Annotated in this window: 21 protein-coding genes, 1 other RNA gene and 1 riboswitch; of the genes, 15 read left to right on the top strand and 7 right to left on the bottom strand. The window is 65.7% G+C overall.

Translation table 11 applies throughout. The features are described 5' to 3' along the window. Positions 1–186: 186 nt before the first annotated feature. The 3 genes from J2T47_RS09860 (at position 187) to yjiA (ending at position 3,545) form a co-directional block, all read left to right on the top strand. On the top strand, positions 187–2,253 hold the full coding sequence (locus J2T47_RS09860; protein WP_253445361.1) for a carbon starvation CstA family protein: 2,067 nt from the start codon (positions 187–189) through the stop codon (positions 2,251–2,253). A 12-nt stretch (positions 2,254–2,265) separates the two neighbouring features. Continuing rightward, the gene (locus J2T47_RS09855; RefSeq protein WP_015478970.1) at positions 2,266–2,469 is read left to right on the top strand and encodes a YbdD/YjiX family protein; all 204 of its coding nucleotides are present in this window, start codon (positions 2,266–2,268) and stop codon (positions 2,467–2,469) included. Between the two features lie 77 nt (positions 2,470–2,546). Next, complete coding sequence (yjiA, locus tag J2T47_RS09850; RefSeq protein WP_253445358.1) at positions 2,547–3,545, top strand: GTPase; 999 nt, start codon at positions 2,547–2,549, stop codon at positions 3,543–3,545. 277 nt (positions 3,546–3,822) lie between these two features. On the opposite strand, the gene J2T47_RS09845 is transcribed toward yjiA, so the two are convergent. Continuing rightward, entirely contained in the window at positions 3,823–4,509 is a 687-nt protein-coding gene (locus tag J2T47_RS09845; RefSeq protein ID WP_081520076.1) for a GntR family transcriptional regulator, read from the bottom strand. Between the two features lie 140 nt (positions 4,510–4,649). On the opposite strand from J2T47_RS09845, the gene J2T47_RS09840 reads away from it, so the two are divergent. The 8 genes from J2T47_RS09840 (at position 4,650) to cysC (ending at position 12,802) form a co-directional block, all read left to right on the top strand. After that, on the top strand, positions 4,650–5,720 hold the full coding sequence (locus J2T47_RS09840; protein WP_253445354.1) for an ABC transporter ATP-binding protein: 1,071 nt from the start codon (positions 4,650–4,652) through the stop codon (positions 5,718–5,720). A gap of 1 nt (position 5,721) precedes the next feature. After that, positions 5,722–6,633, top strand: a complete 912-nt coding sequence (locus tag J2T47_RS09835) for an ABC transporter permease (RefSeq protein WP_081520077.1) — start codon at positions 5,722–5,724, stop codon at positions 6,631–6,633. Next, entirely contained in the window at positions 6,630–7,421 is a 792-nt protein-coding gene (locus J2T47_RS09830) for an ABC transporter permease (RefSeq protein ID WP_253445350.1), read from the top strand. The genes J2T47_RS09835 and J2T47_RS09830 overlap by 4 nt, the downstream gene beginning before the upstream one ends. A gap of 49 nt (positions 7,422–7,470) precedes the next feature. After that, positions 7,471–8,523 (top strand): extracellular solute-binding protein, encoded by a 1,053-nt coding sequence (locus J2T47_RS09825; RefSeq protein ID WP_253445347.1) that lies wholly within the window; start codon positions 7,471–7,473, stop codon positions 8,521–8,523. A gap of 123 nt (positions 8,524–8,646) precedes the next feature. Next, on the top strand, positions 8,647–9,846 hold the full coding sequence (locus tag J2T47_RS09820) for an amidohydrolase family protein (protein WP_253445344.1): 1,200 nt from the start codon (positions 8,647–8,649) through the stop codon (positions 9,844–9,846). After that, on the top strand, positions 9,843–11,342 hold the full coding sequence (locus J2T47_RS09815) for an amidohydrolase family protein (RefSeq protein ID WP_253445341.1): 1,500 nt from the start codon (positions 9,843–9,845) through the stop codon (positions 11,340–11,342). Before J2T47_RS09820 ends, J2T47_RS09815 begins: the two co-directional genes overlap by 4 nt. An 11-nt stretch (positions 11,343–11,353) precedes the next feature. Next, complete coding sequence (locus J2T47_RS09810; protein WP_253445339.1) at positions 11,354–12,025, top strand: flavin reductase family protein; 672 nt, start codon at positions 11,354–11,356, stop codon at positions 12,023–12,025. Between the two features lie 183 nt (positions 12,026–12,208). Beyond that, a complete protein-coding gene (cysC, locus tag J2T47_RS09805; protein WP_437180967.1) occupies positions 12,209–12,802 on the top strand; it encodes an adenylyl-sulfate kinase in 594 nt (197 codons plus the stop codon). 46 nt (positions 12,803–12,848) lie between these two features. On the opposite strand, the gene J2T47_RS09800 is transcribed toward cysC, so the two are convergent. Together J2T47_RS09800 and J2T47_RS09795 are read right to left on the bottom strand one after the other, a co-directional pair. Next, entirely contained in the window at positions 12,849–14,333 is a 1,485-nt protein-coding gene (locus tag J2T47_RS09800) for an APC family permease (RefSeq protein WP_253445333.1), read from the bottom strand. A gap of 131 nt (positions 14,334–14,464) precedes the next feature. Beyond that, positions 14,465–15,958, bottom strand: a complete 1,494-nt coding sequence (locus J2T47_RS09795) for an aldehyde dehydrogenase (protein ID WP_253445330.1) — start codon at positions 15,956–15,958, stop codon at positions 14,465–14,467. A 296-nt stretch (positions 15,959–16,254) separates the two neighbouring features. On the opposite strand from J2T47_RS09795, the gene J2T47_RS09790 reads away from it, so the two are divergent. The 4 genes from J2T47_RS09790 (at position 16,255) to J2T47_RS09775 (ending at position 19,036) form a co-directional block, all read left to right on the top strand. Then, the gene (locus tag J2T47_RS09790; protein WP_253445327.1) at positions 16,255–17,001 is read left to right on the top strand and encodes a FadR/GntR family transcriptional regulator; all 747 of its coding nucleotides are present in this window, start codon (positions 16,255–16,257) and stop codon (positions 16,999–17,001) included. Positions 17,002–17,092: 91 nt separating this feature from the next. Further along, positions 17,093–17,887 (top strand): cache domain-containing protein, encoded by a 795-nt coding sequence (locus J2T47_RS09785; protein ID WP_253445324.1) that lies wholly within the window; start codon positions 17,093–17,095, stop codon positions 17,885–17,887. A gap of 61 nt (positions 17,888–17,948) precedes the next feature. Then, positions 17,949–18,620: a YceH family protein gene (locus J2T47_RS09780; protein WP_253445320.1), complete on the top strand. Its 672-nt coding sequence runs from the start codon at positions 17,949–17,951 to the stop codon at positions 18,618–18,620. A 113-nt stretch (positions 18,621–18,733) separates the two neighbouring features. Next, positions 18,734–19,036 (top strand): hypothetical protein, encoded by a 303-nt coding sequence (locus tag J2T47_RS09775; RefSeq protein ID WP_253445318.1) that lies wholly within the window; start codon positions 18,734–18,736, stop codon positions 19,034–19,036. Positions 19,037–19,097: 61 nt separating this feature from the next. Here the strand turns inward: J2T47_RS09775 and ssrA are convergent. The 4 genes from ssrA to J2T47_RS09755 form a co-directional block, all read right to left on the bottom strand. Then, positions 19,098–19,455, bottom strand: a transfer-messenger RNA (tmRNA) gene (gene ssrA, locus J2T47_RS09770). 74 nt (positions 19,456–19,529) lie between these two features. After that, complete coding sequence (locus tag J2T47_RS09765) at positions 19,530–20,207, bottom strand: type 1 glutamine amidotransferase domain-containing protein (RefSeq protein WP_253445315.1); 678 nt, start codon at positions 20,205–20,207, stop codon at positions 19,530–19,532. An 86-nt stretch (positions 20,208–20,293) separates the two neighbouring features. Then, positions 20,294–21,307, bottom strand: a complete 1,014-nt coding sequence (locus J2T47_RS09760; RefSeq protein WP_253445312.1) for a sodium:calcium antiporter — start codon at positions 21,305–21,307, stop codon at positions 20,294–20,296. Between the two features lie 51 nt (positions 21,308–21,358). Beyond that, positions 21,359–21,531, bottom strand: a riboswitch (yybP-ykoY riboswitch). A gap of 37 nt (positions 21,532–21,568) precedes the next feature. Next, on the bottom strand, positions 21,569–24,853 hold the full coding sequence (locus J2T47_RS09755; RefSeq protein WP_253445309.1) for a carboxyl transferase domain-containing protein: 3,285 nt from the start codon (positions 24,851–24,853) through the stop codon (positions 21,569–21,571). Positions 24,854–24,920: the final 67 nt, after the last annotated feature.

Here is a 24,920-nt window from a genome sequence, read left to right as displayed (position 1 = left end):
CCGACTGTTGCACCGCAAAAGGCCCGCCTCAGGCGGGCTTTTTCATTTCCTGACCCGGCGGTCGAGCGCGTTGACCTCCGGCAATAAGCGCGTAACCGCTCTAGACTAAGGTCGTATGAATGGGTCGCTGGAAAAGACTAGAATTTTTCTGCGAATTCTCGCCTTCAAACTGTCGGAAGCCTCGCTATGAACAATAACAACAGCCTGCTACGTCACCTCGCCTGGCTGGCGGTGGCGATAGTCGGTGCATTTGCCTTGGGAGTCGTGGCTCTACGTCGCGGCGAAGCCATCAACGCACTGTGGATCGTCGTCGCGGCCGTGGCCATCTATCTGGTCGCCTACCGTTACTACAGCCTGTTCATCGCCGACAAGGTGATGCAACTGGACCCCAACCGAGCGACCCCAGCGGTCCTCAACAACGATGGCCTGGACTACGTCCCGACCAACAAGCACATCCTCTTCGGTCACCACTTCGCCGCCATCGCCGGCGCCGGCCCGCTGGTCGGCCCCGTACTGGCCGCGCAGATGGGCTATCTGCCCGGCACGCTCTGGCTGATCGCCGGCGTGGTGCTGGCGGGGGCCGTGCAGGACTTCATGGTGCTGTTCATCTCCAGCCGCCGCAACGGGCGTTCGCTGGGTGAACTGGTACGCGAGGAAATGGGGCAGGTGGCGGGGACCGTCGCCCTGTTCGGCGCGTTCCTGATCATGATCATCATCCTCGCGGTGCTCGCGCTGATCGTGGTGAAGGCCCTGGCCGAAAGCCCGTGGGGCATGTTCACCGTGATGGCGACCATCCCGATCGCGATCCTCATGGGCGTGTACATGCGCTACATCCGCCCGGGCCGCATTGGCGAGATTTCCGTGGTGGGCGTGGCACTGCTGCTGGGTTCCATCTGGCTCGGTGGCCAGGTGGCCGCCAGCCCCGAATGGGCGCCGGTGTTCACCTTCCATGGCGTGCAGATCGTCTGGATGCTGATCGGCTACGGTGCCGTCGCCTCGGTACTGCCGGTGTGGCTGCTGCTGGCGCCGCGTGACTACCTGTCGACCTTCCTCAAGATCGGCACCATCATCGCCCTGGCCATCGGCATCCTGATCGTCATGCCGGAACTGAAGATGCCGGCCCTGACCCAGTTCACCGATGGCACCGGCCCGGTGTGGAAGGGCGGCCTGTTCCCGTTCCTGTTCATCACCATCGCCTGTGGCGCCGTCTCCGGCTTCCACGCGCTGATCTCCTCGGGTACCACGCCCAAGCTGCTCAACCGCGAGCCCGACGCCCGCTACATCGGCTACGGCGGCATGCTGATGGAGTCCTTCGTGGCCATCATGGCGATGGTCGCCGCCTCGGTCATCGAGCCGGGTATCTACTTCGCCATGAACAGCCCGCCGGCCGTGGTCGGCACCGACGTTGCAGCGGTCGCCGCGACCGTCAGCAGCTGGGGCTTCGCGATCACCCCGGACGTCCTGGTGCAGACCGCCAAGGACATCGGCGAGACCACCATCCTGGCCCGTGCCGGTGGTGCGCCGACCCTCGCCGTGGGTATTGCGCACATCCTTCACCAGGTGCTGCCGGGTGAGAACACCATGGCCTTCTGGTACCACTTCGCGATCCTCTTCGAGGCGCTGTTCATCCTCACTGCGGTGGACGCCGGCACCCGTGCCGGGCGCTTCATGCTGCAGGACCTGCTGGGCAACTTCGTCCCGGCGCTGAAGGAGACCGATTCTTGGGCCGCCAATATCGTCGGCACCGGTGGCTGTGTCGCGCTGTGGGGCTGGCTGCTGTATCAAGGTGTGGTCGATCCGCTGGGGGGCATCAACACGCTGTGGCCGCTGTTCGGCATCTCCAACCAGATGCTCGCCGGTATCGCGCTGATGCTCGCCACCGTCGTGCTGATCAAGATGAAGCGCCAGCAGTACGTCTGGGTCACCGCCCTGCCGGCCGCCTGGCTGCTGATCTGCACCACCACCGCGGGCCTGATCAAGCTGTTCGACAGCAACCCGGCGGTCGGCTTCATCGCCCTGGGCAAGAAGTACTCGGCGGGCCTGGATGCCGGGCAGATCATCGCCCCGGCCAAGGACATCACCCAGATGCAGCACGTGATGATGAACGCCTACATCAACGCCGGCCTCACTGTGCTGTTCCTGCTGGTGGTGCTGTGCATCCTGGTGTACGCGATCAAGGTCGGTGCCAGCGCCTGGACCAAGAAGGAGCGGACCGACAACGAAGCGCCGTTCCAGCCGATCCCGGACGCCTGATGGAGGAACATCATGTTCAATGACCTCAGCCGCATGGGTAAGTACCTCGGGCAGGCCGCCCGCATGCTGGTCGGCATGCCCGATTACGACACCTACGTTCAGCACATGCAGAACAAGCACCCGGACAAGACTCCGATGACCTACGAGGAGTTCTTCCGCGAGCGCCAGGAGGCGCGCTACGGTGGCGGCAAGGGGAGGCCGATCCGCTGCTGTTGACCACGCGGATGGGTGTATAACGGACGGGCCGCGAGCGATCGCGGCCCGTTTTCCTTTCTGATTGCCTGGATGTTTCCATGACCGATTCCGCAAGCGCGCCGCAGATTCCGGTGACCGTCCTCACCGGCTTCCTCGGGGCCGGCAAGACTACCCTGCTCAAGCACATCCTCAAGGCCGAGCACGGCTTGAAGATCGCCGTGATCGAGAACGAATTCAGCGATACGCCCATCGACGCGCAATTGCTCGGCGACGACGCGGTTCAGGTGACGACGCTGTCCAACGGCTGCGTCTGCTGCACCATCAACAGCGACCTGGAGCGCGCGCTCTACGTGCTGCTGGAGCGCCGCGACAACGGCGAGCTGGATTTCGACCGCGTAGTGATCGAATGCACCGGCCTGGCCGACCCGGCTCCGGTGGCGCAGACCTTCTTCGTCGACGAGACCTTGCGCGAGCGCTACCTGCTCGATGGCATCATCACCCTGGTGGACGCAGCCAACGCCGAGCGCCACCTGCAGGAAGCCATTGCCCAGGCCCAGGTTGGCTTCGGCGACCGCATCCTGGTGAGCAAGCGTGACCTGGTGTCGCCGGCCCAGTACGAGGCGTTGGTGGAGCGTCTGCAGCGCATCAACCGCCGCGCCGACATCCATGCCGTGGAGCATGGCGCCATCGAACTGGAGCGCCTGCTCGATGTGCGCGGCTTCAACCTCAATGCCGACCTCGGCCTGCGTCCGCTGCTGCGCCCCGTGCGCCCGGCGGCAGACACCACCGACCGGATTTCCACCCTGGTGCTGCGCAGCGATAACCCGCTGGATATCGAAGCTCTGAGCGAATTCATGGACGACCTGTTGCAATGGCACGGCAACTCGCTGCTGCGCTACAAGGGCGTGCTGAACATCGCCGGCGAGGAACGCCGCCTGGTGTTCCAGGGCGTGCTGCGGCTCTATGGTTTCGACTGGGATACGCCGTGGAAGGGCAACGAGCAGCGCGAGAGCGTGATCGTCTTCATCGGCGACAACCTGCCCGAAGAAGAGATTCGTCGCGGCTTCGACCGCATCACGGGCGGCCCGACCGCCTGAATGAAAACGCCCGGCCAGTGCCGGGCGTTTTTCTTGGTGTCTTTCGTAGGGCGCATAACCTGTTCCAGGTTACGCGCCCTACATCTAGCTCTTCGTAGGAGCGAGCTTGCTCGCGGACAGAGACGCCGGCTGATACCGAACTTTGTCTCCGCGCCGGGCAGCCCCCTCTCCCTTCAGGGAGAGGGACCGTTGGGTGCAATCGGCAAACAGGGGCGTCAGCCGGCCAGTCCGGTTCGCGAGCAAGAACTGGGCGTCCCCCTCGTTCCTACAGTAAGTCTCAGCCGCCAATCAGATGCTTGAGCGGATGGTAATCCGCCTTCAGGTTCCCCGCCGCCTTGAGGATCGCCTGCTCGATGGCGTTCAGGTGCATGCAGGTCAGTTCGATGGCCGCCGCCTGATTGCCCGATTCGATGTACTCGATCAGCCGCTGGTGTTCGTTGCCGCGGCAGGTTTCGTGCTGGTCGTCGTCGAGGGTGGTGGCATAGAGCGAGGCGCGCTCGATCAGCTTGCGGAAGAAGTCCAGCAGCACCGGATTGTTCAGCGCCGCCGCCAGCTTCAGGTGGAACTCGCCCAGCAGATGGACGAACCGCGCGTGGTCGTGGTCGTGGGTCGCCTCTTCCAGCGCCACGTGGTCGCGCAGGTCCTGGATGATCGCGCTGTCCGCGCGGCGGCATAGTTCGCTGACGATGCCGATCTCGATCAGCCGCCGGGTTTCGAACAGCGAGCGGATCTCCTCGTCGCTGGGTAACGATACCCATGCACCCTTGTTGAGCGCGCTGGACACCAGCCCGTCCGCTTCCAGATGTTTCAGCGCCGCGCGCACCGAAGTGCGGCTGACCTTGAACAACTCCGCCAACGCCGCCTCGCCCAGCTTCATGCCGGGGCGCAGGGTACGCTTGCTGATTGCCTCGTAAACCCCTTGGTAGACGCGTTCCACCGTGGACTCGGGGTGATTCTCCGCCATGAGCGACTCCGCCTCTTGCTTGACCCTTCAAAGGATGCCGCAAAACCGTCCGTGCAAAACCAGTTGCAGAAGAAAAATACATCAGCTATTTCTAGATTGCATTCAAATATTGCATACAAAAACAAGAGGAATGCACCAAAATGAATCGCTCGTCGTCAGTCGAGGTGCGTCGGGTCAGCAAGCGCTACACCGATGATCCCAACGTCGCTCCCGCCCTCAACGAGGTCTCGGTCGACATTGCCCATAACGAGTTCTTCACCTTGCTGGGGCCGTCCGGCTGCGGCAAGACCACGCTGCTGCGCAGCATCGCCGGCTTCGAGAACGTCACCTCCGGCGACATCCTCGTCGGCGGCGAGCGGGTCAATGACCTGCCGCCCTACCGCCGCCGCATCAACACCGTGTTCCAGAGCTACGCCCTGTTCCCGCACATGTCGGTGAGCGAGAACATCTCCTTCGGCCTGGAAATGCAGGGCCTGGCGCGCGGCGAGATTCCCGGCCGGGTGAAGGAAATGCTCGCGCTGGTGCAGATGGAGCACCTGGCGCGGCGCAAGCCGGCCGAGCTCTCCGGCGGTCAGCAGCAGCGGGTGGCCCTGGCTCGCGCACTGGCGCCCAAGCCTTCGGTGCTGCTGCTCGACGAACCGCTGTCGGCGCTGGACCTGAAGCTGCGCAAGGAGATGCAGGTCGAGCTCAAGCGCGTGCAGGAAGAGGCGGGCATCACCTTCATCTTCGTCACCCTCGACCAGGAAGAAGCGCTGACCCTGTCCGACCGCATCGCCGTGATGTCCCACGGCAACATCATGCAGATCGGCACGCCCAACGAGATCTACGAGCGCCCGACCCATCGCTTCGTCGCGCAGTTCATCGGCGACATCAACTTCCTTCCCGGGCAGATGCGCCAGGGCGGTTTCCACCCCAACGCCATGGCCGCGGAAATCCCCTGCGAGCTGCCGGCGGGCCTGAGCAGTGCCAGCGTGCAGCTGGCCTTCCGCCCGGAGCGCTCGAAGCTGGTCGAGCCGTCGCAGCCGCACCACCTGCGCGCGGTGATCGAGACGGTGATGTACGTCGGCACCGCCACGCTGTATCGCTGCCGCCTGCCGGATTCCTCGCAGATCACCCTGCGCGAGAGCAACGAGGGCGGCCGCGCCCGCGACGTCGGCGAGGCCGTGGCGGTGCACCTGCCGCCCCAGGCCTGCCTGCTGATGGAGGCCTGACATGAACGAGTCGCCCACCACTCGCCGCCTGTTGCTGCTCAGCCCGGTGGCGCTGACGCTGCTCGGGCTGATCGCCATCCCGCTGGCGATCATGGGTTACATCAGCCTGCTGCCGCGCAACCTCTACGGCGGCGTCGACTGGCACGCCGACTGGCAGATCCAGAGCTACGTGCAGCTGTTCTTCCAGGAAGACTTCGATGGCAACCTGGAGCTGAACTGGGTCTATGCCCAGGCGCTGCTGCGTTCGCTGTTCCAGGCCGGCGGCACCACGCTGCTGTGCTTCCTCTTCGGCTTCCCGGTGGCGCTGTGGATGACCAGCCTCAGCGAGCGCTCGCGCAACCTGATGGTGCTGCTGATCACCATTCCGTTCTGGACCAACCTGCTGATCCGCAACTACGCCTGGCTGATCATCCTGCGCGAGCACGGCTGGGTCGCCCAGTCGGTCAACGCGCTGTTCCCCCAGGCCGGCGGCATCACCCTGCTGTACAACGACTTCGCGGTCTGCGTCGGCCTGGTCTACAGCTTCCTGCCGTTCATGATCCTGCCGATCTACTCGACCCTGGAGAAGCTCGACTGGCGTCTGGTCGAGGCCGCCTATGACCTCGGCGCGAACCGCTGGAAGGCGCTGCAGCGGGTAATCCTGCCGCTGTCCATGCCCGGCGTGATCGCCGGCTCGCTGCTGGTGTTCGTGCCCAGCCTGGGCGCCTTCATCACCCCGGCGATCCTCGGCGGCGGCAAGACCCTGATGATCGGCAACCTGATCCAGCAGCAGTTCGGCACCGCGCGCAACTGGCCCCTGGGCGGTTCGCTGTCGTTCCTGCTGCTGGCGATCATGCTGCTCGCCCTGATCGCGTTCGCCCTGTATAGCCGCCGCGCCGCCAAGGCCGTCCACCTGGGAGGAGCCAACGCATGATCGCCCAGCACCTGAAGAAACTGCCCGGCACCCGCGAAACCAGCCTGCTGGTCCTGGCCTACCTGTACCTGCCGATCTTCGTGCTGATCGGCTACAGCTTCAACGCCAACCGCTCGGCCACGGTATGGACCGAATTTTCCTTCGCCTGGTACGGCAAGATCGTCGCCAACCCGTCGATCCAGGCGGCGGCGTTCAACTCGCTGGTGGTCGCCGGCTTCGCCACCGTGCTGTCCACGGCGATTGCCCTGGCGGCAGCGCTGGCGACTTCGCGGCCGTTCTACGGGCGGCGGCTGGTGGAGGGCGGCATCAACCTGCCGTTGATCCTGCCGGAGATCGTCATCGCGGTGGCCACGCTGCTGCTGTTCATGTCGATGGGCATCAAGCTGGGGCTGCTGACAGTGATCGTCGCCCACGTCGGTTTCTGCATTCCCTTCGCCTACCTGCCGATCCGTGCGCGCCTGAACGACCTGGACAAGAGCCTGCTGGAAGCCGCCGGCGACCTCTACGCCAGTCCCTACCAGGTGTTCCGCCGGGTAACCCTGCCGCTGCTGTGGCCGGCGGTGCTGTCCGGCGCGGTGCTGGCGTTCGTGGTCAGCCTCGACGACTTCATCATGACCTTCTTCGTCGCCGGCCCCGGCTCGACGACGCTGCCGGTCTACATCTTCTCGGCCATCAAGGCCGGGGTGACCCCCGAGATCAATGCCATCTCGACCCTCATGCTGGTGATTTCCATCGTCCTCGTGGTGCTGTCGTACTGGCTCGGCCAGCGCGGCAAACCGGACGCCTGATCAAGACTGCCGACCTTTCGTTTTCTGACCTTTCGTTTCGGAGAGCCACATGAAGTTGAATGCCCTGCGTCACGGCCTAGCCGGTTTGTCCCTCGCCCTGCTGGCTGCGGGCGCTGCCCAGGCCGAGGAGCCCAAGCAGCTGTTCTTCTACAACTGGACCGACTACTACCCGGTGGAACTGCTGGCCAAGTTCGAGAAGGAGACCGGCATCAAGGTCACCATGGACGGCTACGACAGCAACGAAACCCTGCTGGCCAAGCTGCAGGCCGGCGGCGCCGCGTACGATGTGATCGTGCCCTCGCACTCGATCATGCAGACGCTGATCAACCAGGACCTGCTGCTGGAAATCGACACGCCCAGGCTGGCCAACTTCCAGTTCGTCAAACCGGCGTTCCGCGACCCGGCCTTCGACCCCGGCCGCAAGTACTCGGCGCCCTACCTGTGGGGCACTACCGGTTTCTCCTATGACAGCGCGCGGGTACCGGGTGGCAAGCTGGATGACTCGTGGAAGGAATTCTTCGAGCCACGTCCGGAGCTGCAGGGCCAGGTCGCCGCGCTGGATACCCCGAGCAGCCTGATCAACGCCGCCGCGCATTACCTCAATGTCGACGAGTGCACCGAGAACCCGCAGGACGCCAAGAAGATTCTCGAGCTGCTGCAGAAGCAGAAGCCCTTCCTGAAGATGTACAGCTCCGACAACACCGTGGACCGCATGGCCTCCGGCGAAGTCGTGCTGATGCAGAACTGGAACGGCTCCACCGCCCGCGCCACGCTGCAGAAGAGCACCATCAAGTACGTCTACCCGCGCGAGGGCGTGGCCTCCTTCCAGGACAACTTCGCCGTGCCGAAGAGCGCGCCGCATCCGGAGAACGCCAAGGTCTTCATCAACTGGATGATGAAGCCGGAAAACGCCGCCGCGGTGACCAACGCCATCGCCTATTCCAACGGCATCCAGACCGACCACCTGCTGGACGCCAAGTGGAAGGTCATGGACGCCATCAACATGCCCGAGGAGTACGCCTCGCGCCTGCGTCTGGAAAAGGAATGCAGCAACAAGTCCCGCGAGCTGCAGGACCGCATCTGGTCCAAGCTCAAGGGTTGATGAGCCGTTCTCCGTAAACCCGTAGGGCGAATGAGGCGGAACGCCTCATTCGCCGCCGAGTTCATCGGCGGATAACTGCAAGCAGTTATTCGCCCTACGTTCTTCTCTGGATTCGAGGTCCCCATGACCGACAGCTACTGGCTGCGCAACATCCGTCCGCTGGGCAATGCAGCGGAAGACTTCCTCATCCGGGACGGCCGCATCGCCGAACGCCGCCCCGCGGGCAACACCACGCCGCAAGCCGGCGACATCGACGGCGCCGGCCAGCTGCTGCTGCCGCCGCTGGTGGAAAGCCACTGCCACCTGGACAAGACCCTCTGGGGCCAACCCTGGCGCCCCAACAGCGCCGGCCCCACGCTCAAGGACTACATCGCCAACGAGCGCCGCGTGCTGCGCGAGATCGAGGCGCCCATCGCCGCCCGCGCCGGCGCACTGCTGGAGCAGTGCATCGCCCGTGGCTCACTGACCTTCCGCTGCCACTTGGACATCGACCCCGAGCTGGGCCTGCGCCATGTGGTGGCCATGCAGGCGCTGCGTGAGCGCTACGCCGACCTCATCGACATGGAGTTCGTGGTCTTCCCGCAGACCGGTCTGGTCAGCCGCCCCGGCACCGCGGAGCTGATGCGCGAGGCGCTGGCGCTGGGCGTGGAAAACGTCGGTGGGCTCGACCCCTGCGGCATCGACGACGACCCCATTGCCCAGCTCGATATCGTCTTCGGCCTGGCGGTTGAATTCGGCCGTGGCGTGGATATTCACCTGCACGACAAGGGCGAGCTGGGCCTCTGGCAGATCGCCCGCATCGCCGACTACACCGAGCGCCACGCTCTGCAGGGCAAGGTGATGATCAGCCACGCCTATTGCCTGGGCATGGCGCCCTGGGAGCAGGTCGAGCCGCTGGCCGAGCGACTCTCCGAGCTGGGCATTTCCCTGATGAGCTCCGCGCCTGCCGACACCCCGGTGCCGCCGTTCCTCACCTTGCGCGAAGCCGGCGTCAACCTGTGCCTGGGCAGCGACGGCATCCGCGATGCCTGGTCGCCCATGGGCAACGGCGACATGCTCGAACGCGCCATGTTCCTCGCCTTCCGCTTCGACCTGTGCAAGGACGACGACCTCGCTGCAGCCTTCGCCGCCGCCACCGCCAACGGTGCCCGCGCACTGGGTCGCGAGCCGGCGCGTATCGAAGTCGGCGCGCCGGCGGACTTCCTCCTGCTGCCGGTCGAGACCCTCGGTGAGGCCGTGGTCGCGCGCCCGGCGCAGCGCCGGGTATTCAAGGCCGGCAAGCTGATCGCCGAGCATGGTCGCCTGGTGGAGTCGCGTCTGTGAGCGCTCCACGCATCGGCCTGAAAGCCAGCTTCGTGGTTGGCTTCGACGGTAAACAGCACGTGCTCTGGCGCCACGGCGAAGTGGTGTTCGAGGGCGGGGAAATCGTCTTCGTAGGACGTGGCTATCCCGGTGAAGTCAGCCAGTGGATCGATTACGGCCACGCGCTGATCGGCCCTGGCTTCATCGATCTGGATGCCCTCGGCGACCTCGACTCCACGGTACTCGCCCTGGACAACGGCGCCGAATGGAACATGGGCCGCGTCTGGTCCGAGGACTACCTGCGGGCCGGGCCGGGCGAGTGCTACAGCCCCGACGAGGAGCTGTTCAAGTACCGCTATGCCTTCACCCAGCTGATCCGCAACGGCATCACCACCGCCATGCCGATCACCTCCATGTACTACCGGCGCTGGGCCGAGCACTACGACGAATTCGCCGGAGTCGCCGCGCTTTCCGGCGAGCTCGGCCTGCGCACCTACCTCGGCCCTTGTTACATGAGTGGCATGACCCACGCCCGCGCCGACGGTAGCCCCGCTCAGCACTGGGACGAGGCTGCGGGTCTGGCCGGCCTGGGGGAGGCCGAGCGCTTCTTCCACGACTTCGACGGCGCCCACGATGGCCTGGTACGCGGCGCGCTGCTGCCGGACCGCATCGAAACCTGCACGCCGGCGTTGCTCGAGCGTACCGCCGCCGTGCAGCGCGAACTGAACGCGGCGCTGCGCCTGCACTGCTGCCAGTCGCGCTACGAAGTGGAGCTGGTGCGTCGCTTGCGTGACACGTCCTCGCTGCAGTGGCTCGACCGCTACGGCCTGCTCAACCCGCGTAGCGTGCTGCCCCACGGCATCCTCCACAGCGGCGAGCACGAGTTGCAGCGCCTGGCGGACAGCGGCGCGAGCCTGGTGCATTGCCCGGTGGTGTTCGCCCGCGAAGGCGATGCGCTGGATTCGTTCGGCACTTACCGCGCGCGCGGTATCAACCTCGCCATGGGCACCGACACCTTCCCGGCGGACATGCTCGACAACCTGCGCCAGGGCCTGAACATCGCGCGGGTGAAGGAGGGCGATGCCGAGCACACGCGCATGCTCGATCTGTACAACGCTGCCACCCTCGGCGGCGCCCGGGCATTGGGCCGCGACGACCTCGGCCGTCTCGCCGTCGGTGCCCGCGCGGACATCACCGTGTTCCGCCTCGGCGACTTCCACCAGGGCCCGTTCTTCGACCCGCTGAAGAACCTGTTCACCGCCGGTCGTGGCGACGACTGCATCGCCAGCTTCATCGACGGCCGCTGCGTGATGCAGGGCGGCCAGGTGGTCGGTGTCGATTACGCCGACCTGCAACGTCGCGCCGACGCACTGTTCCAGAAACAGATGCAGCACCACGCCGAGCGTGCCTTCGGCAACCCGCCGTGGCGCACATTGTTCCGTTCCGCGATTCCCTTTGCCGACTCGTACAGCGCCGCCGCGCCGCTGCTCGACGCCCACGCACCGCAGGCTCATTGAAGGATCAATCCATGCTCAGCTTCGACTTCCAGCAGCTGTCCGCCCGCGAGAAATACAAGATCCTCATCGGCAGCGTGGTGCCCCGGCCCATTGCCCTGGTCACCACCATTGATGCGCAGGGGCGTGCCAACGCCGCGCCCTTCAGCTTCTTCAACGCTCTCTCGGCCGACCCGCCGATCCTCGCCCTGGGCGTGGAGAACTACAGCGACCTGAGCCCCAAGGACACCACGCTGAACATCCGCAATAACCAGGAATTCACCGTGAACATCGTCTCCGACGCGCTGGTGGAGGCGATGAACGTCTGCGCCGTGCCCTTCGAGCCGGGATTCGATGAACTGGTCGCCGCCGGCCTGACCGCCATCCCCGGTACCCGCGTCGGTTGCCCGCGCATCGGCGAAGCACCGGTGGCGCTGGAGTGCCGGCGGATGATGGCGCTGTCCATCGGCCAGTCGCGGGAGATCATCCTCGGCGAAGTGCTGATGGCCCATGTACGCGACGACCTGATCGACCCGGCGACGCTGTACATCGACCAACTCGGGCTCGACGCCATCGGCCGCATGGGCGGGCAGGGGTATGCGCGCACGCGGGAGTATTTCGACCTGCCGACGCGGTCGTTGAAGCAGTGGATGGAAGCGCCCGGTGCCGGAGAGCGTCTCTGGGTCGGAGCCGAAGAGCCGGCCTGACGGCAAGCGGTGCGTTTCCGGGCCCGTTCCGCCGCGGTCCTGGCTGCTGTGAGAGGCGTCTCGTGGCACTTGTGTGCGTGTTCGCAAGCCGGAAATGCCGCTCCGCGTTTCGCGGGGGGGCGCATTGGAACCTTTCTCGATAATCGCCAGTCTGTTCCATTTTTCCGAGATGAGCAGGCAGACATGTCTATGGCCCCGAGTCGCGAGGTCCTTTGGCACGAACAGAAAGTGACCCCGCGGATGCGTGCGGAATTGATGCAGCAACGTGGCGTGTGCGTCTGGTTTACCGGTCTCTCGGGAGCAGGAAAATCGACGCTCGCCAATGCACTCGACATTGCGCTGTACGATGCGGGAGTGAAAGCTTGCCTGCTCGATGGCGACAACGTGCGCCACGGCCTTTGCCGGGACCTTGGCATGAGCGAGGCCGATCGAGCGGAGAACATCCGTCGGGCCGGCGAGCTGGCAAAGCTCATGGCGGACGCCGGGTTGATTGTTCTCTGTGCTTTCATCTCGCCGTTTCGGCGTGATCGTGAGCGGGTGCGGGCGATGTTCGGACCCGGAAGATTCCTTGAAGTCCATGTTTCCACTCCGCTGACTCTCTGCGAGCAGAGGGATCCCAAGGGGCTGTACAGCAAGGCGAGGCAGGGGCTGATCCGTGATTTCACCGGGCTCGACTCGCCTTACGAAGAGCCTCTTGCGCCGGAGGTTGTGATTGATACCAGCGTGGAGCCGCTGGCGGAATCCGTGCAGCGACTGCTCACTCACTGCCTACCCTGAAAAACGCCCGGCATCCTGCCGGGCGTTTTCGTTTCACGTCGAACGCTTACTGCTGATGCAGCTTCCACGCATCCCCGTGGGGAGCGGTGCCCTTGTCGTAAGGGCGGAACAGGGTCATGTAGGCCAGGCCCAGCACGATCACGATGCCGCCGACCAGGATGATCCCGTAGTTCAGGTACCAGGGAGCATCCGGCGTACGCGGCCAGGACATGTTGATGATCGCCAGCACGCCGTAGGTCAGCGCCAGCACGTTCACGATCCAGCCCCAGTTGCCCAGCGTGAAGGCGCCGCTCGGCTTCCAGCCGCGCAGGCGGGCGAACAGGGCGCCGCCGACGATCATCTGGAACGACAGGTAGATGCCGATGGCGGCGAAGCTCACCACCATGGCGATGGCGTTCTGCAGGTAGAAGCCGGCGCAGACGATCACCGACGGGATCACGCCGCAGGCGATCAGCGCAGCCACCGGCACGTGGGTGTTGGGCGACAGGCGCTTGAGCAGGCCGCTGCCCATCACCATCTCGTCGCGGGCGTAGGAGTACAGCAGGCGGCTGGCAGCGGCCTGCAGGCTGAGTACGCAGGAGACGAACGAGACGATGATCACTGCCATTACCAGCCGTGCGCCGGTGACGCCGAAGGCATTGTCGAGGATGGTGGTCATCGGGTCCTTGTCCGCACCGGAGATCACCGCAGCCATGTCCGGTACCGCGAGGATCAGCGCCAGGGCGGCGAAGATGGCTGCGCCACCGCCGATCCAGATGGTCATGCGCATGGCCTTGGGAATCCGCCGGCTCGGGTTCGGGGTTTCCTCGGCGACGTCACCGCAGGCCTCGAAGCCGTAGTAGAGGAACATGCCGGCCAGTGAGGCGGTGAGGAACGCCGGCCAGTAGCTGCCGTCGATGCGGATGTCGAAGGTGTTGAACAGCACCGAGAACGGCTGGTGGCGTTCGAAGATCAGCAGGTAGGTGCCGATCACCAGTGCGCCGAGCAGCTCGCAGATGAAGCCGAACATCGCCACGCGGGCCAGCAGCTTGGTACCGGACAGGTTGAGCAGGGTGGCGATCACCGTCAGCGCCAGGGCGACGAAGGTGTTTGTCACCGGCGTCGATTCGAAGCCGAGCAGGGTGGCGATGTACGGGCCGGCGCCCAGGGCCACGGCGGCGATGGTCACGCACAGCGACACCGAGTAGATCCAGCCGACCATCCACGCCCAGCGCTTGCCTACCAGGCGTCGTGCCCAGGGGTAGACGCCGCCGGAGATGGGGAACTGCGAGACGACTTCGCAGAAGATCAGGCACACCAGCATCTGCCCGATGCCCACCAGCAGGTACGACCAGAACATCGGCGGGCCGCCGGCGGCCAGGCACAGGCCGAACAGGGTGTACACGCCGACCACCGGCGAGAGGTAGGTGAAGCCCAGGGCGAAGTTCTGCCAGAGGGTCATGCTGCGTTCGAAATTGGAGGTGTAGCCCAGCGCGCGGAGTTGCTCCGCGTCGCGGTCCAGGGCGGCGCCTGGCTGGATCGAGCTGTTCATCGTGGGTGTCCTGTCTGAGGTTTTCGCGTCGGCAGCCAATCGGGTGCAACGGAAAGCGTTGTTGTTATTGTTCGGCGCGCGGGGTCAGCCGCGCGCCGTCTTGCTCCAAACCTCTCGTATGCCGGATCGCGTTACAGCTTGATCCAGGTCGCTTTCAGCTCGGTGTACTTGTCGAAGGCGTGCAGCGACTTGTCACGGCCGTTGCCCGACTGCTTGAAGCCGCCGAAGGGCGCGGTCATGTCGCCGCCGTCGTACATGTTCACCCACACGCTGCCGGCGCGCAGGGCGCGGGCGGTGAGGTGGGCCCTGGAGATGTCGCGGGTCCAGACCGCCGCCGCCAGCCCGTACTGGGTGTCGTTGGCGATGCGGATGGCGTCCTCGGCGTCCTCGAACTCGATGACCGAGAGCACCGGGCCGAAGATCTCCTCGCGGGCGATCTTCATCGCGTTGCTCACGCCGTCGAACAGGGTCGGCTCGACGTAGGTGCCGCCGGTTTCCTCCAGCACGCGCTTGCCGCCGGTGAGGATCTTCGCGCCTTCGTCCTGGCCGGCCTGGATGTAGCCCAGCACCTGCTCCAGCTGGCGGCCGTCGACCAGTGCGCCGACGTTGGTTTCCGGGTCCAGCGGGTGGCCGGCCTTCCAGCCCTTGAGAGCCTCGACCACCAGCGGCAGGAACTTCGCCTTGATCGACTTCTGCACCAGCAGGCGCGAGCCGGCGGTGCACACTTCGCCCTGGTTGAAGGCGATGGCCGCGGCGGCGGATTCGGCGGCGGCCTGCAGGTCCGGTGCGTCGTCGAAGACGATGTTCGGGCTCTTGCCGCCGGCTTCCAGCCAGACGCGCTTCATGTTCGATTCGCCGGCATAGACCATCAGTTGCTTGGCGATTTTGGTGGAACCGGTAAACACCGCGGTATCCACGTCCATGTGCAGCGCCAGGGCCTTGCCGACGGTGTGGCCGTAGCCTGGCAGCACGTTCAGCACGCCGGCGGGAATGCCCGCTTCGATGGCCAGCTGGGCGATGCGGATGGCGGTCAGCGGCGAGCGCTCGGACGGCTTGAGGATCACCGAGTTGCCAGTGGCCAGCGCCGGGCCGAGCTTCCACGCGGCCATCATCAGCGGGAAGTTCCACGGCACGATGGCGGCGACCACGCCCACTGGTTCGCGGGTGACCAGGCCAAGCTGATCGTGGGCGGTGGCGGCTACTTCGTCGTAGACCTTGTCGATGGCCTCGCCGCTCCAGCGCAGGGAGTCGGCGGCGCCCGGCAAGTCGACGTTCAGCGAGTCGCCGATGGGCTTGCCCATGTCCAGGGTTTCCAGCAGCGCCAGCTCCTCGGCGTGCTCTTCCAGCAGGGCGGCGAAGCGGATCATCACAGCCTTGCGGGTGGCCGGCGCTTCACGCGACCAGACGCCGGAGTCGAAGGTGTTGCGGGCGCTCTGCACGGCGCGCTCGGCATCGGCGGCGTCGCAGCTGGCGACCTTGGCCAGCAGGCGGCCGTCCACCGGGCTGATGCAATCGAAGGTCTCGCCGGAGGCGGCGGCAAGGTACTCGCCCTGAATGAAGGCGCGGCCCTCGATCTTCAGGGTCTTGGCGCGGGCTTCCCATTCGGCGCGGGTTGGCTGGCTCATGCGTATCGCTCCTCGTTGTTGCTGTTGTTGGCGGAGACGGCCTGCGGACCGTCGCTGGCAAATACATTTGAAACCATATCTTATGTTTTAACGGTTGCCAATACAGGGCGAAAAATGAGCGCTGGAAAGGGTTTTTCGTGGCAAAAGACCTTGCTGAAAGTCCGGAAAGCGATTTAAAAATATGGAGACATAGTTTTGCGCGAAGTCGCAGCCGGACTTGCCGGTAGACTTCGCCACGGATACCCAAAGAGGAAGATTCCGCGCAGGAAGCGTCCGCGCTCCTCGCACTGCTGCCTATGAACGAATTCAGGAAAGTCCGCCCCGCCAGTTTCATGCGCCTGCGCCAGGAAGGGCGCACCGAGGAAGTCGCGCGCCGGCTGGTGGAAATGGTCGACCTCGGCCTCTACGCCGAAGGCGAGCAACTGCCCAGTGAAAGCGAGTTGGCGATGCAGTTCGGTGTCGCCACCGTGACCCTGCGCGATGCTCTGGCAGAGCTGCGCGAGCGCGGCGTGATCGAGACCCGGCGCGGGCGCAACGGCGGGAGTTTCGTCTGCTCGCCGCAGCACACTTCCGAGGACGCCCTGCTGGGGCAACTGCGCCAGATGAGTGCACTGGAGCTGCGCGACCTGGGTGACGAGCATGTCGCCATCGCCGGTGCTGCCGCTCGTCTCGCCGCGCAGCGCTCCACTTCCGATGAGCAGGCGCGCATCGCCCAGTACCTCGATGCACTGGCGAGCGCCATGACCCGGCAGGAACAGCGCCGCGCCGATGCACGCTTCCATATCGAGATCGCCGTCGCCGCCCAGTCCGTGCGCCTGACCCATGCGGAGACGCGCCTGCAGGCGGAAATCGGCGAGTGGCTGTGGCTGCCGGTGGAAGGCTTCCCGGGGGCGACGGCGATCGAGCAGGAGCATCGCGCCATCCTCGAAGCGATCAGTGCGGGGGATTCGAATCTCGCCGGCGCGCTGGCCGACGCGCACGTCACCCGTGGCATCAAGCGGCTGATCAATCTGCGCCTGAGCCTGCTGGCCGACGACGGCTGACTGGCACAGCGCTTGCTGCGTTCACGGCGCGGCCGAGCGGGCGCACCGACTGACTTACCGAACCGACTTGGCGAGCCGCTCTGGCCCGCCCTTGAGCAAGAACAACGACAAGAACAGCGAGGCCCCGGTCATGTCCAGCGAACAACCCACGGATGAACTCCAGCGCTGCGCCCAGCGCATCGACGCTTCCATCCGTAACGTTTTCCAGCGCCTCGACGAGCTGGCCGGCGATGTCGTGGCGATCTGGCGCACGCTGGCGGAGGAAGGCAAGCGTCCGTCCTCGAAGGACCTCGGTGCGCTGCGCCCGCGCATCCAGCACGACCTCACCGATGACGGTACGCGCCTGCACGGTACTGGCGTGGTGATCGAGCCGGGCGAGCTGGCCGATCAGGAGATGTACCTGGAGTGGTGGTACCACGGCCGCGGCGACAAGCTCGTGCCCATGAGCCTGAACTTCAACCGGCGCAGCGAGAGCTTCTACAACTACCTCAACATGCCGTGGTTCTCCCGCCCGCGCGCCAGCGGCCAGCCCTCGGTGATCGGGCCCTTCGTCGACCTCTATGGCACCGATTTGTACATCCTCGCCTTTTCCGTGCCGATCCAGGTGGACGGCCGCTTCATCGGCGTGGCCGCCGCCGATATTGCCCTGCACGAGTTCGAGGGCGTGCTGCTGGGCAGCCTGATGCAGATGGGCCACGAAGCCCTGGTGGTGAATGGCGAGGGGCGAGTTGTCGCAGCCAACACCGCCAACTGGTTCACTGGCGACCTTGCCCGGCGCACGCTGGGACGTGATGCGCAGGGGCGCGAGCAGGAGCTGGCGGCGTCCTTCTCGCACTGGGCGGTCATTGAACGACCACTGAACCGCCGGCTGGCTGGAGCCGCCTGAGGCTGCCAAACGCTGCGTAAACGGCTAGGCTAGGGCGGTTCCCTCATCGACGGATACCGCCATGAGCCAGTCGCTCGACACCCTTTCCGACTTCGACCCCCTGAGTGCAACGGATGCCCGCGTGCTCGGGTGTCTGATCGAAAAGCAGGTCACCACCCCCGAAGCCTACCCACTGACCCTTAACGCCCTGGTCACCGCGTGCAACCAGAAGACCAGCCGCGACCCGGTGATGAACCTCACCCCTGGTCAGGTCGGCCAGTCCCTGCGTCATCTGGAAGGGCGCGAGATGACCCGCCTGGTCATGGGCAGCCGCGCCGACCGCTGGGAGCAGCGGCTGGACAAGGCGCTGGAACTGGTCAAGCCACAGGTCATCCTGCTCGGCCTGCTGTTCCTGCGCGGCCCGCAAACCCTCAATGAACTGCTCACCAGAAGCCAGCGCATGCACGACTTCGATGACACCGAGGAAGTCCGCCACCAGCTCGAGCGTCTCGCCGGTCGTGGCATGGCCGTGCAACTCGACCGCCAGGCCGGTCAGCGCGAAGACCGCTACATGCACCTGCTGGGCACCGAGGAAGACCGCGAGGCCGCCATCGCCGCCAGTGGCAGCCGTGCCTCCAGCGAGCGCAGCGACGGCGGCGGTCATGACGAGGGCCGTCTGGTCGAACTGGAAGGCCGTATTGCGGCTCTCGAAGAACGACTCGCGCTGCTGGAAATGGGCATTTCCCGCGACTGAGTCGGAAGATTCCTCTGACAGGCCGACCAAGGTCGGCCTGCTCGCTTGCTAATCAAGCCTTAATATTTGCTCCCGATAGTCATGCTTGCCCCCGCTTCATCCCGGAGTACCCTATGAGTCGCAAACCCTCCCAGGCCCAATTGAGCGCTGTGCTCAGTCAGCTCACGGAAACCGACTTCAAATCCATCGGCGATCTTGCCGGCCCCCGCGAGGCCAACCTCTTCGCCATCCGCGAACTGTTCCGCCAGGGGCTGATCAAGGGTGTGCTGATCGACGACCCCTTCGGCGCCGAAGACGAGGACGGCCCGCTGCTGTGCAACGCCGAACGCCTGCGCCTGCGCAAACCTTGTGTGGAGAGGGTGGTGGAGGAACAAGCCGAACCGCTGATGCCGCGGCTGGGGTTCCTGACGCTCTAGGCAAATTGCAGGCAAGAAAAAAAGCGCTGGGCTTGAGGCTCAGCGCCTTTTTCTTTGGATTTGGTGGAGCCGGGGGGATTTGAACCCCCGTCCGCCAGTTCTCCGCTGTCGGTTCTACATGCTTAGCCATCTCTATTAGGTTAACTCCTTGCGGCCCGAGTGGCAGGGCGCTTGGAGCGAGCTGTATGAGTTTTAGCCGTTACGTCTACAGCGAACTTGGCGGCGATCCTGTTCTATATGACAGACCTAATCTTCGGGTTTACAGGCATCCCCTAGGGTCTGCTAGCGGCACTTAGGCTGCTAGGGCGTAGTTGTCGTCGTTGGCAACTATAAAGTTGTGGCAGCTGATTTACGAGAACTGTCACCTACTCGGCATGCCCCTCGAGTTTTGTTACCGGCGTCGAATCCTAATCGGCCCCAAAACCTTGAAAGGTCGTTGACGATTGTACGGGAAAGCCGCCCCGATAGCCAACCGGGGCGGTGCAAGCTGTTGTCAGGCCAGGAATTTCAGCACGGCTTCGGCCACTGCTTCGGAGGAGGCGGGGTTCTGCCCGGTGATCAGGCCGCGGTCCACCTCGACGTGGCTCTGCCAGTCCGGGCCCTTGCTGTAGCGGGCGCCGTTGGCCTTGAGCATGTCCTGGACGAGGAAGGGCACCACGTCGGTGAGTCCCACCGCGTCCTCCTCGCTGTTGGAGAAGCCGGTGACATGCCGGCCCTGCACCAGCGGTTGGCCGTCCAGCCCTCGCGGGTGGCGGAACACGGCCGGGGCGTGGCAGACGGCGGAGACGGTCTTGCCGCTGGAATGGAAGGCTTCGATCAGCGCCACCGAGGTGCGGTCTTCGGCCAGGTCCCAGAGCGGGCCGTGGCCCCCGGGGTAGAACACGGCGTCGTAGTCGTCGGCCTTCACTTCGCTGAGCTTCACGGTGCTGGCCAGCGCCGCCTGGGCGTCGCTGTCCTGGCGGAAGCGCAGGGTGGCCGGGGTCTGCGCGCCTTCCTCGTCGCTCTTGGGGTCGAGCGGCGGCTGGCCGCCCTTGGGCGAAGCCAGGGTCAGGCTGGCGCCGGCATCCTTGAACACGTAGTAGGGCGCGGCGAACTCCTCGAGCCAGAAGCCGGTTTTCTTGCCGGTGCTGCCGAGCTGGTCGTGGGAGGTCAGGACTACCAGGATTTTCATGCTCACTCCTTCGGCGTATTGCTAGTCGTGCAGCTGCCGCCGAAACGGCAGCCCGGACTGTCAGTGTAGGCAATGAGCCGACTGCGTCAGCGCGACAGGGTGATACCCAGATAGGCGGCGTACAGCACGCCGTTGAGCATCAGCACCCAGATCGGCAGGCCGCCGCCGCGCTGGGCGTTGATCCGCAGCCAGAGCGCGGCGCCGAGGGTGACCAGCACGCCGGTGAGCACCTCGATGCGCGGCTGCCAGGGCGTGAGCAGGATGCCGATCGCGGGCAGCAGCGTGCCCTGGAAGACCATGGCGCCGCTGATGTTGCCAAAGGCCAGGGTGTCCTTGCCGCGGCGTACCCAGAGAATGCTGTTGATCTTCTCCGGCAGTTCGGTGGCGATAGGGATGATCAGCAGCGACAGCAGCAGCGCGGAAATGCCCAGGATGTGCGACAGGCCTTCCACGCCATGGATGAAGCCCTTGGCGCCCAGCACCAGCAGTACCAGGCCCAGCAGCAGTTGCAGCAGGATGGTGGCCAGGTTGGTCGGCAGGCCGATGCGCGACAGGTACATGTGGTGGTCGGCTTCGGTGCCGTGGCCGTCCTCAACAAGGCTCTGCGAGGCGCGGATGGTCAGCGTGATGTAGCCGATGTAGGTGAGCACCAGCAGCACGCTGAGCGCGACACGCACCGAGTGCAGCTCAGCCGGCACGAACATGGCGATGGTGGCGAAGCTGAAGGCGACCAGGAAGAAGTTCAGGTCGCGCTGTACACCTGTGCGCTCGGGGCGGATGCGGCCGAACAGGCCGCGTGCGCGCCAGGCGGCGAGGGCCATCAGGCAGGTGGACAAGGTAGAAAGCATCAGCGGTGCGCCGAGGATGGCGCCGACGCCGACTTCCTCGTTGAGGCTGGCATTGCTGGTGCCGGCGAACAGCGCCAGCAGCGGGATCAGGGTCTCCGGCAGGGCGGTACCGACCGCGGCGAACAGTGACCCAGTGACGCCTTCGGAGATACCCAGGCGCTCGCCGAAGTGTTCCAGCGCGTTGGTGAAGAGTTCGGCGGCGATCAGGATCACCAGCAGCATGCCGAGCAGTTCGAGGATGAAAGTCAGCATGCATGCAGCTCCAGACAGGTGGAGCGAAGGGTGGGGTGGTGCATCACGGTGAAGCTCCAGGCCGGTGTAGTACCCATGACCACGCATCTCCCCGGCCGTTGCGGAGATCACGTGGTCAAAGGTCTTGCCAGGCAAAGCTGCTGACGACGCCATGGCCTGCGGGCCAAGTGTGTTGACGTCGCCCCCGTTCGTCGAACGGTCGGCTACTCCCCAATGACGCCGCGCATTCTAGCGGATCGGGCGAGCAGCTCAACCCATGGATCACCAGGTGTCGATCAATGGACGCTTTTTCCCCTGGCGCGGTGCGGGCCTGGGCGTCGACGCCAGGCCGCGCAGCAACCAGCGGCGGGTGTCGGCCGGGTCGATGACGTCGTCGATCTCCAGGTAGCTCGCCATGTTCAGTCCCTTGCCGTTGCGATAGGCGGCGGCGACCAGCTTGTCGAACAGCTTCTGCCGCTCCTGCGGGTCTTCGATGGCGGCCAGCTCCTTGGCGTAGCCGAGGCGGATCGCTCCCTCCAGCCCCATCGCGCCGAACTCGCCACTGGGCCATGCGACCGTGAACAGCGCGGCGTGGAAGCTGCCGGCGGCCATGGCCTGCGCGCCCAGGCCGTAGCCCTTGCGCAGCACCACGGTGAAGAAGGGCACGGTCAGGCTGGCGGCGGTGACGAACATGCGCGAGACGTGGCGCACGGTGCCGGTCTTCTCCGCCTCCGGGCCGACCATGAAGCCGGGGGTATCGCACAGCGAGATGATCGGCAGGTCGAAGGCGTCGCACAGCTGCATGAAGCGCGCGGCCTTGTCGCCGGCCTCGGCGTCGATCGCGCCGCCCAGGTGCATGGGGTTGTTGGCGATCAGGCCGAAGGGCTTGCCCTCGATGCGCACCAGCGCGGTGATCATGCCGGCGGCGAAGTGGCGACGCAGCTCCAGTACCGAGCCGCTGTCGGCCAGCTGCTCGATGACCTGGCGGATGTCGTAGACGCGCAGGCGGTTCTCCGGCACCGCGTGGCGCAGCAGGCGCTGGTCGGTGCATTGCCAGTCGGCGCTGTCGCCCTGGAAGTAGGCGAGGTACTGGCGGGCGATGCGCGTGGCTTCGGCTTCGTCCTCCACCAGGACGTCGATCACACCGTTGGTGCTCTGTACGTCGCTGGGGCCGACTTCCTCGGGGGCGAACCTGCCCAGACCGCCGCCCTCGATCATCGCCGGTCCGGCCATCCCCAGGCTGGTATCGCGGGTGGCGATGATCACGTCGCAGCAACCCAGCAACGCGGCGTTGCCGGCGAAGCAGCGGCCGGAGACCACACCCACCAGCGGCACCAGTCCGGAAAGTCGCGCCAGGCCGACGAAGCTCATGTTGTCGAGCCCGGCTACGCCGACGAAATCGGTGTCGCCCGGGCGCCCGCCGCCACCTTCCGCGTAGAGCACCAGCGGGATGCGCCACTGCTCGGCGAGGTGCAGCATGCGGTCGGTCTTCTTGTGGTTCATCACGCCCTGGGTGCCGGCGAACACCGTGTAGTCGTAGGCCAGCACCAGGCAGCGGGCTTTCTCGTCGCCGAACTGCGCGGCGTTGATGCTGCCCAGGCCACTGACCAAGCCGTCGGCGGGGCTGCTGGCGATCAGTTCCTCGACGCTGCGACGGCGGCGCTGGGCGGCGATGGCCAGGGCGCCGTACTCGATGAAGCTGCCGTCATCGAGGAGGTCGGCGAGGTTCTCGCGGGTGGTGCGCTTGCCGATCCGGTGGCGCTTGGCGACGGCCTCCGGGCGGCGCTCGTCGAGGCCGATGGCGTGACGTTCGAGCACTTCGGCGAGGTCGGCGCGGATGGCGTCCAGATCGATGGCCGTGCTGCTTTCATGGTCCTGCGCTGCGATGTCCGCCGGCTCGACGAAGAGCAGCGCGTCGCCCTCGCCGAGGCTGTCGCCGGGCGTCGCGGCGAGGCTGTGGACGATGCCGCTGGCGCTGGCCTTCACCTCGAACTCCATCTTCATCGCTTCGATCACGGCGATGGTCTGGCCCTGGGCGACGGCATCGCCGGCCGCGACATTCAGGCTGACCAGCACGCCAGCGCTGGGCGTCGCCAGGGAGATGCAACCGGCCGGCGCTTCGCTGGCACGCTGGGCTTCTGCGGTTGCGCCGGCATGACTGAAGAAACGGTGCGGATGGGCATGCTCCTGCGCGCCGAGCAGAGCCGGCAGGTGTTCTTCGATGTAGCGGGTGGTGACCTGGTTGTCGACCACCGCGCCCTGGCGCAGCAGGTTGAGCAGCAGCGGGATGTTGCTCGCCACGCCCTCCAGGCGGAACTCGCAGAGGGCGCGGTAGGCGCGCTGCACCAGCTGTGGATAACCACCGTTGCCGTGGACGATCAGCTTGGCCAGCAGCGAGTCGTAACCGGCGCTGTTGCGGTAGCCGGCGTAACCATAGCCGTCCACGCGCAGTCCGGGGCCGCAGGGTGGCTCGTAGGCGCTCAAGGTGCCGCAGGCGAGATGGGGCGTGCCGTCACTGGCGAGGCTTTCCAGGTTGATCCGTAGTTGCAGGGCATGGCCGCGGGGCGCGGGAATCTCGGCCTGGGTCAGGTTCAGTTCGGCGAGGCTGGCGCCGGCGGCAATGCGCAGTTGCGCCTGGACCAGGTCGATGCCGGTTACCGCTTCGGTGACGGTGTGTTCCACCTGCAGGCGCGGGTTGGCTTCCATGAACACGAAGTCGCCGCTGTCCTCGTCGAGCAGGAACTCGAAGGTGCCCAGGCCGCGATAGTTGACCGCTTCGGCCAGTCGCACGGCGGCAGCGAGGATGGCGCCGCGCAGGCGCGGGTGCAGGTTGGGGCTGGGGGCGATCTCCAGCAGCTTCTGGTTGCGCCGCTGCAGGGTGCAGTCGCGCTCCCACAGGTGGCTGACGACGCGGCCGTCACCGATCACCTGCACCTCGATGTGGCGGGCGCGCGGGATCAGGCGCTCGACGTAGAGCCGGTCATCGCCGAAGGCCGCGCGGGCTTCGGCCCGGCAGCGGGTGTAGGCGTCGGTGATTTCCTCGACGCTGCGCACCGCGCGCATGCCGCGCCCACCGCCGCCGGCGAGGGCCTTGATCATCATGCCGGAACCGGCGGGCAACTCGCGGAAGAAGCGTTCGGCGTCTTCCAGCGAGGTGGCGCTGTTGCTGCCGGCGGCCAGCGCCACGCCGTGGTCACGGGCGAGGTCGCGGGCGCGGGCCTTGTCGCCGAACAGGTCCAGCACCTCGGCCGAGGGGCCGACGAAGGTCAGGCCGACGGCTTCGCAGCGGCGGGCGAATTCGGCGTTCTCGGAGAGGAAGCCGTAGCCCGGATGCACTGCGTCGCAGCTGTGGGCGAGGGCGACTTCGATGATCTGCTGCTGGTCCAGATAGGCGCTGGCACCGCGGCCTTTGAGCGGCGCGGCCTGGTCGGCCTGGCGTGTATGCAGCGAGGCGGCATCGTCCTCGGCGAAGATCGCCAGCGTCTGGATACCCAGTTCGGCGGCGGCGCGGGCGATGCGGATGACGATCTCGCCACGGTTGGCGATGAGCAGGCGGGAGACAGGCATGGCGATTCCGGTTGTGCTGCTTGTTGTCGGGAATCGCTACATCTTAGGGAGCGAGCGGGGCGGGGGA

The sequence above is a fragment of the Pseudomonas nitroreducens genome (assembly GCF_024170165.1).
In the GTDB taxonomy this organism is placed as follows: domain Bacteria; phylum Pseudomonadota; class Gammaproteobacteria; order Pseudomonadales; family Pseudomonadaceae; genus Pseudomonas; species Pseudomonas nitroreducens_C.
This window is presented reverse-complemented; position numbering and strand designations above follow the sequence as displayed.

What these genes read in the sequence shown, in the direction of transcription:
- J2T47_RS09800 (WP_253445333.1), bottom strand. Translation starts at nt 14,333, where the DNA reads ATGAACAGCTCGATCCAGCCAGGCGCCGCCCTGGACCGCGACGCGGAG.
- J2T47_RS09845 (WP_081520076.1), bottom strand. Translation starts at nt 4,509, where the DNA reads ATGGCGGAGAATCACCCCGAGTCCACGGTGGAACGCGTCTACCAAGGG.
- J2T47_RS09790 (WP_253445327.1), top strand. Translation starts at nt 16,255, where the DNA reads ATGAACGAATTCAGGAAAGTCCGCCCCGCCAGTTTCATGCGCCTGCGC.
- J2T47_RS09830 (WP_253445350.1), top strand. Translation starts at nt 6,630, where the DNA reads ATGATCGCCCAGCACCTGAAGAAACTGCCCGGCACCCGCGAAACCAGC.
- J2T47_RS09765 (WP_253445315.1), bottom strand. Translation starts at nt 20,207, where the DNA reads ATGAAAATCCTGGTAGTCCTGACCTCCCACGACCAGCTCGGCAGCACC.
- J2T47_RS09795 (WP_253445330.1), bottom strand. Translation starts at nt 15,958, where the DNA reads ATGAGCCAGCCAACCCGCGCCGAATGGGAAGCCCGCGCCAAGACCCTG.
- cysC (WP_437180967.1), top strand. Translation starts at nt 12,209, where the DNA reads ATGTCTATGGCCCCGAGTCGCGAGGTCCTTTGGCACGAACAGAAAGTG.
- yjiA (WP_253445358.1), top strand. Translation starts at nt 2,547, where the DNA reads ATGACCGATTCCGCAAGCGCGCCGCAGATTCCGGTGACCGTCCTCACC.
- J2T47_RS09860 (WP_253445361.1), top strand. Translation starts at nt 187, where the DNA reads ATGAACAATAACAACAGCCTGCTACGTCACCTCGCCTGGCTGGCGGTG.
- J2T47_RS09755 (WP_253445309.1), bottom strand. Translation starts at nt 24,853, where the DNA reads ATGCCTGTCTCCCGCCTGCTCATCGCCAACCGTGGCGAGATCGTCATC.
- J2T47_RS09835 (WP_081520077.1), top strand. Translation starts at nt 5,722, where the DNA reads ATGAACGAGTCGCCCACCACTCGCCGCCTGTTGCTGCTCAGCCCGGTG.
- J2T47_RS09760 (WP_253445312.1), bottom strand. Translation starts at nt 21,307, where the DNA reads ATGCTGACTTTCATCCTCGAACTGCTCGGCATGCTGCTGGTGATCCTG.
- J2T47_RS09810 (WP_253445339.1), top strand. Translation starts at nt 11,354, where the DNA reads ATGCTCAGCTTCGACTTCCAGCAGCTGTCCGCCCGCGAGAAATACAAG.
- J2T47_RS09840 (WP_253445354.1), top strand. Translation starts at nt 4,650, where the DNA reads ATGAATCGCTCGTCGTCAGTCGAGGTGCGTCGGGTCAGCAAGCGCTAC.
- J2T47_RS09780 (WP_253445320.1), top strand. Translation starts at nt 17,949, where the DNA reads ATGAGCCAGTCGCTCGACACCCTTTCCGACTTCGACCCCCTGAGTGCA.
- J2T47_RS09775 (WP_253445318.1), top strand. Translation starts at nt 18,734, where the DNA reads ATGAGTCGCAAACCCTCCCAGGCCCAATTGAGCGCTGTGCTCAGTCAG.
- J2T47_RS09855 (WP_015478970.1), top strand. Translation starts at nt 2,266, where the DNA reads ATGTTCAATGACCTCAGCCGCATGGGTAAGTACCTCGGGCAGGCCGCC.
- J2T47_RS09820 (WP_253445344.1), top strand. Translation starts at nt 8,647, where the DNA reads ATGACCGACAGCTACTGGCTGCGCAACATCCGTCCGCTGGGCAATGCA.
- J2T47_RS09825 (WP_253445347.1), top strand. Translation starts at nt 7,471, where the DNA reads ATGAAGTTGAATGCCCTGCGTCACGGCCTAGCCGGTTTGTCCCTCGCC.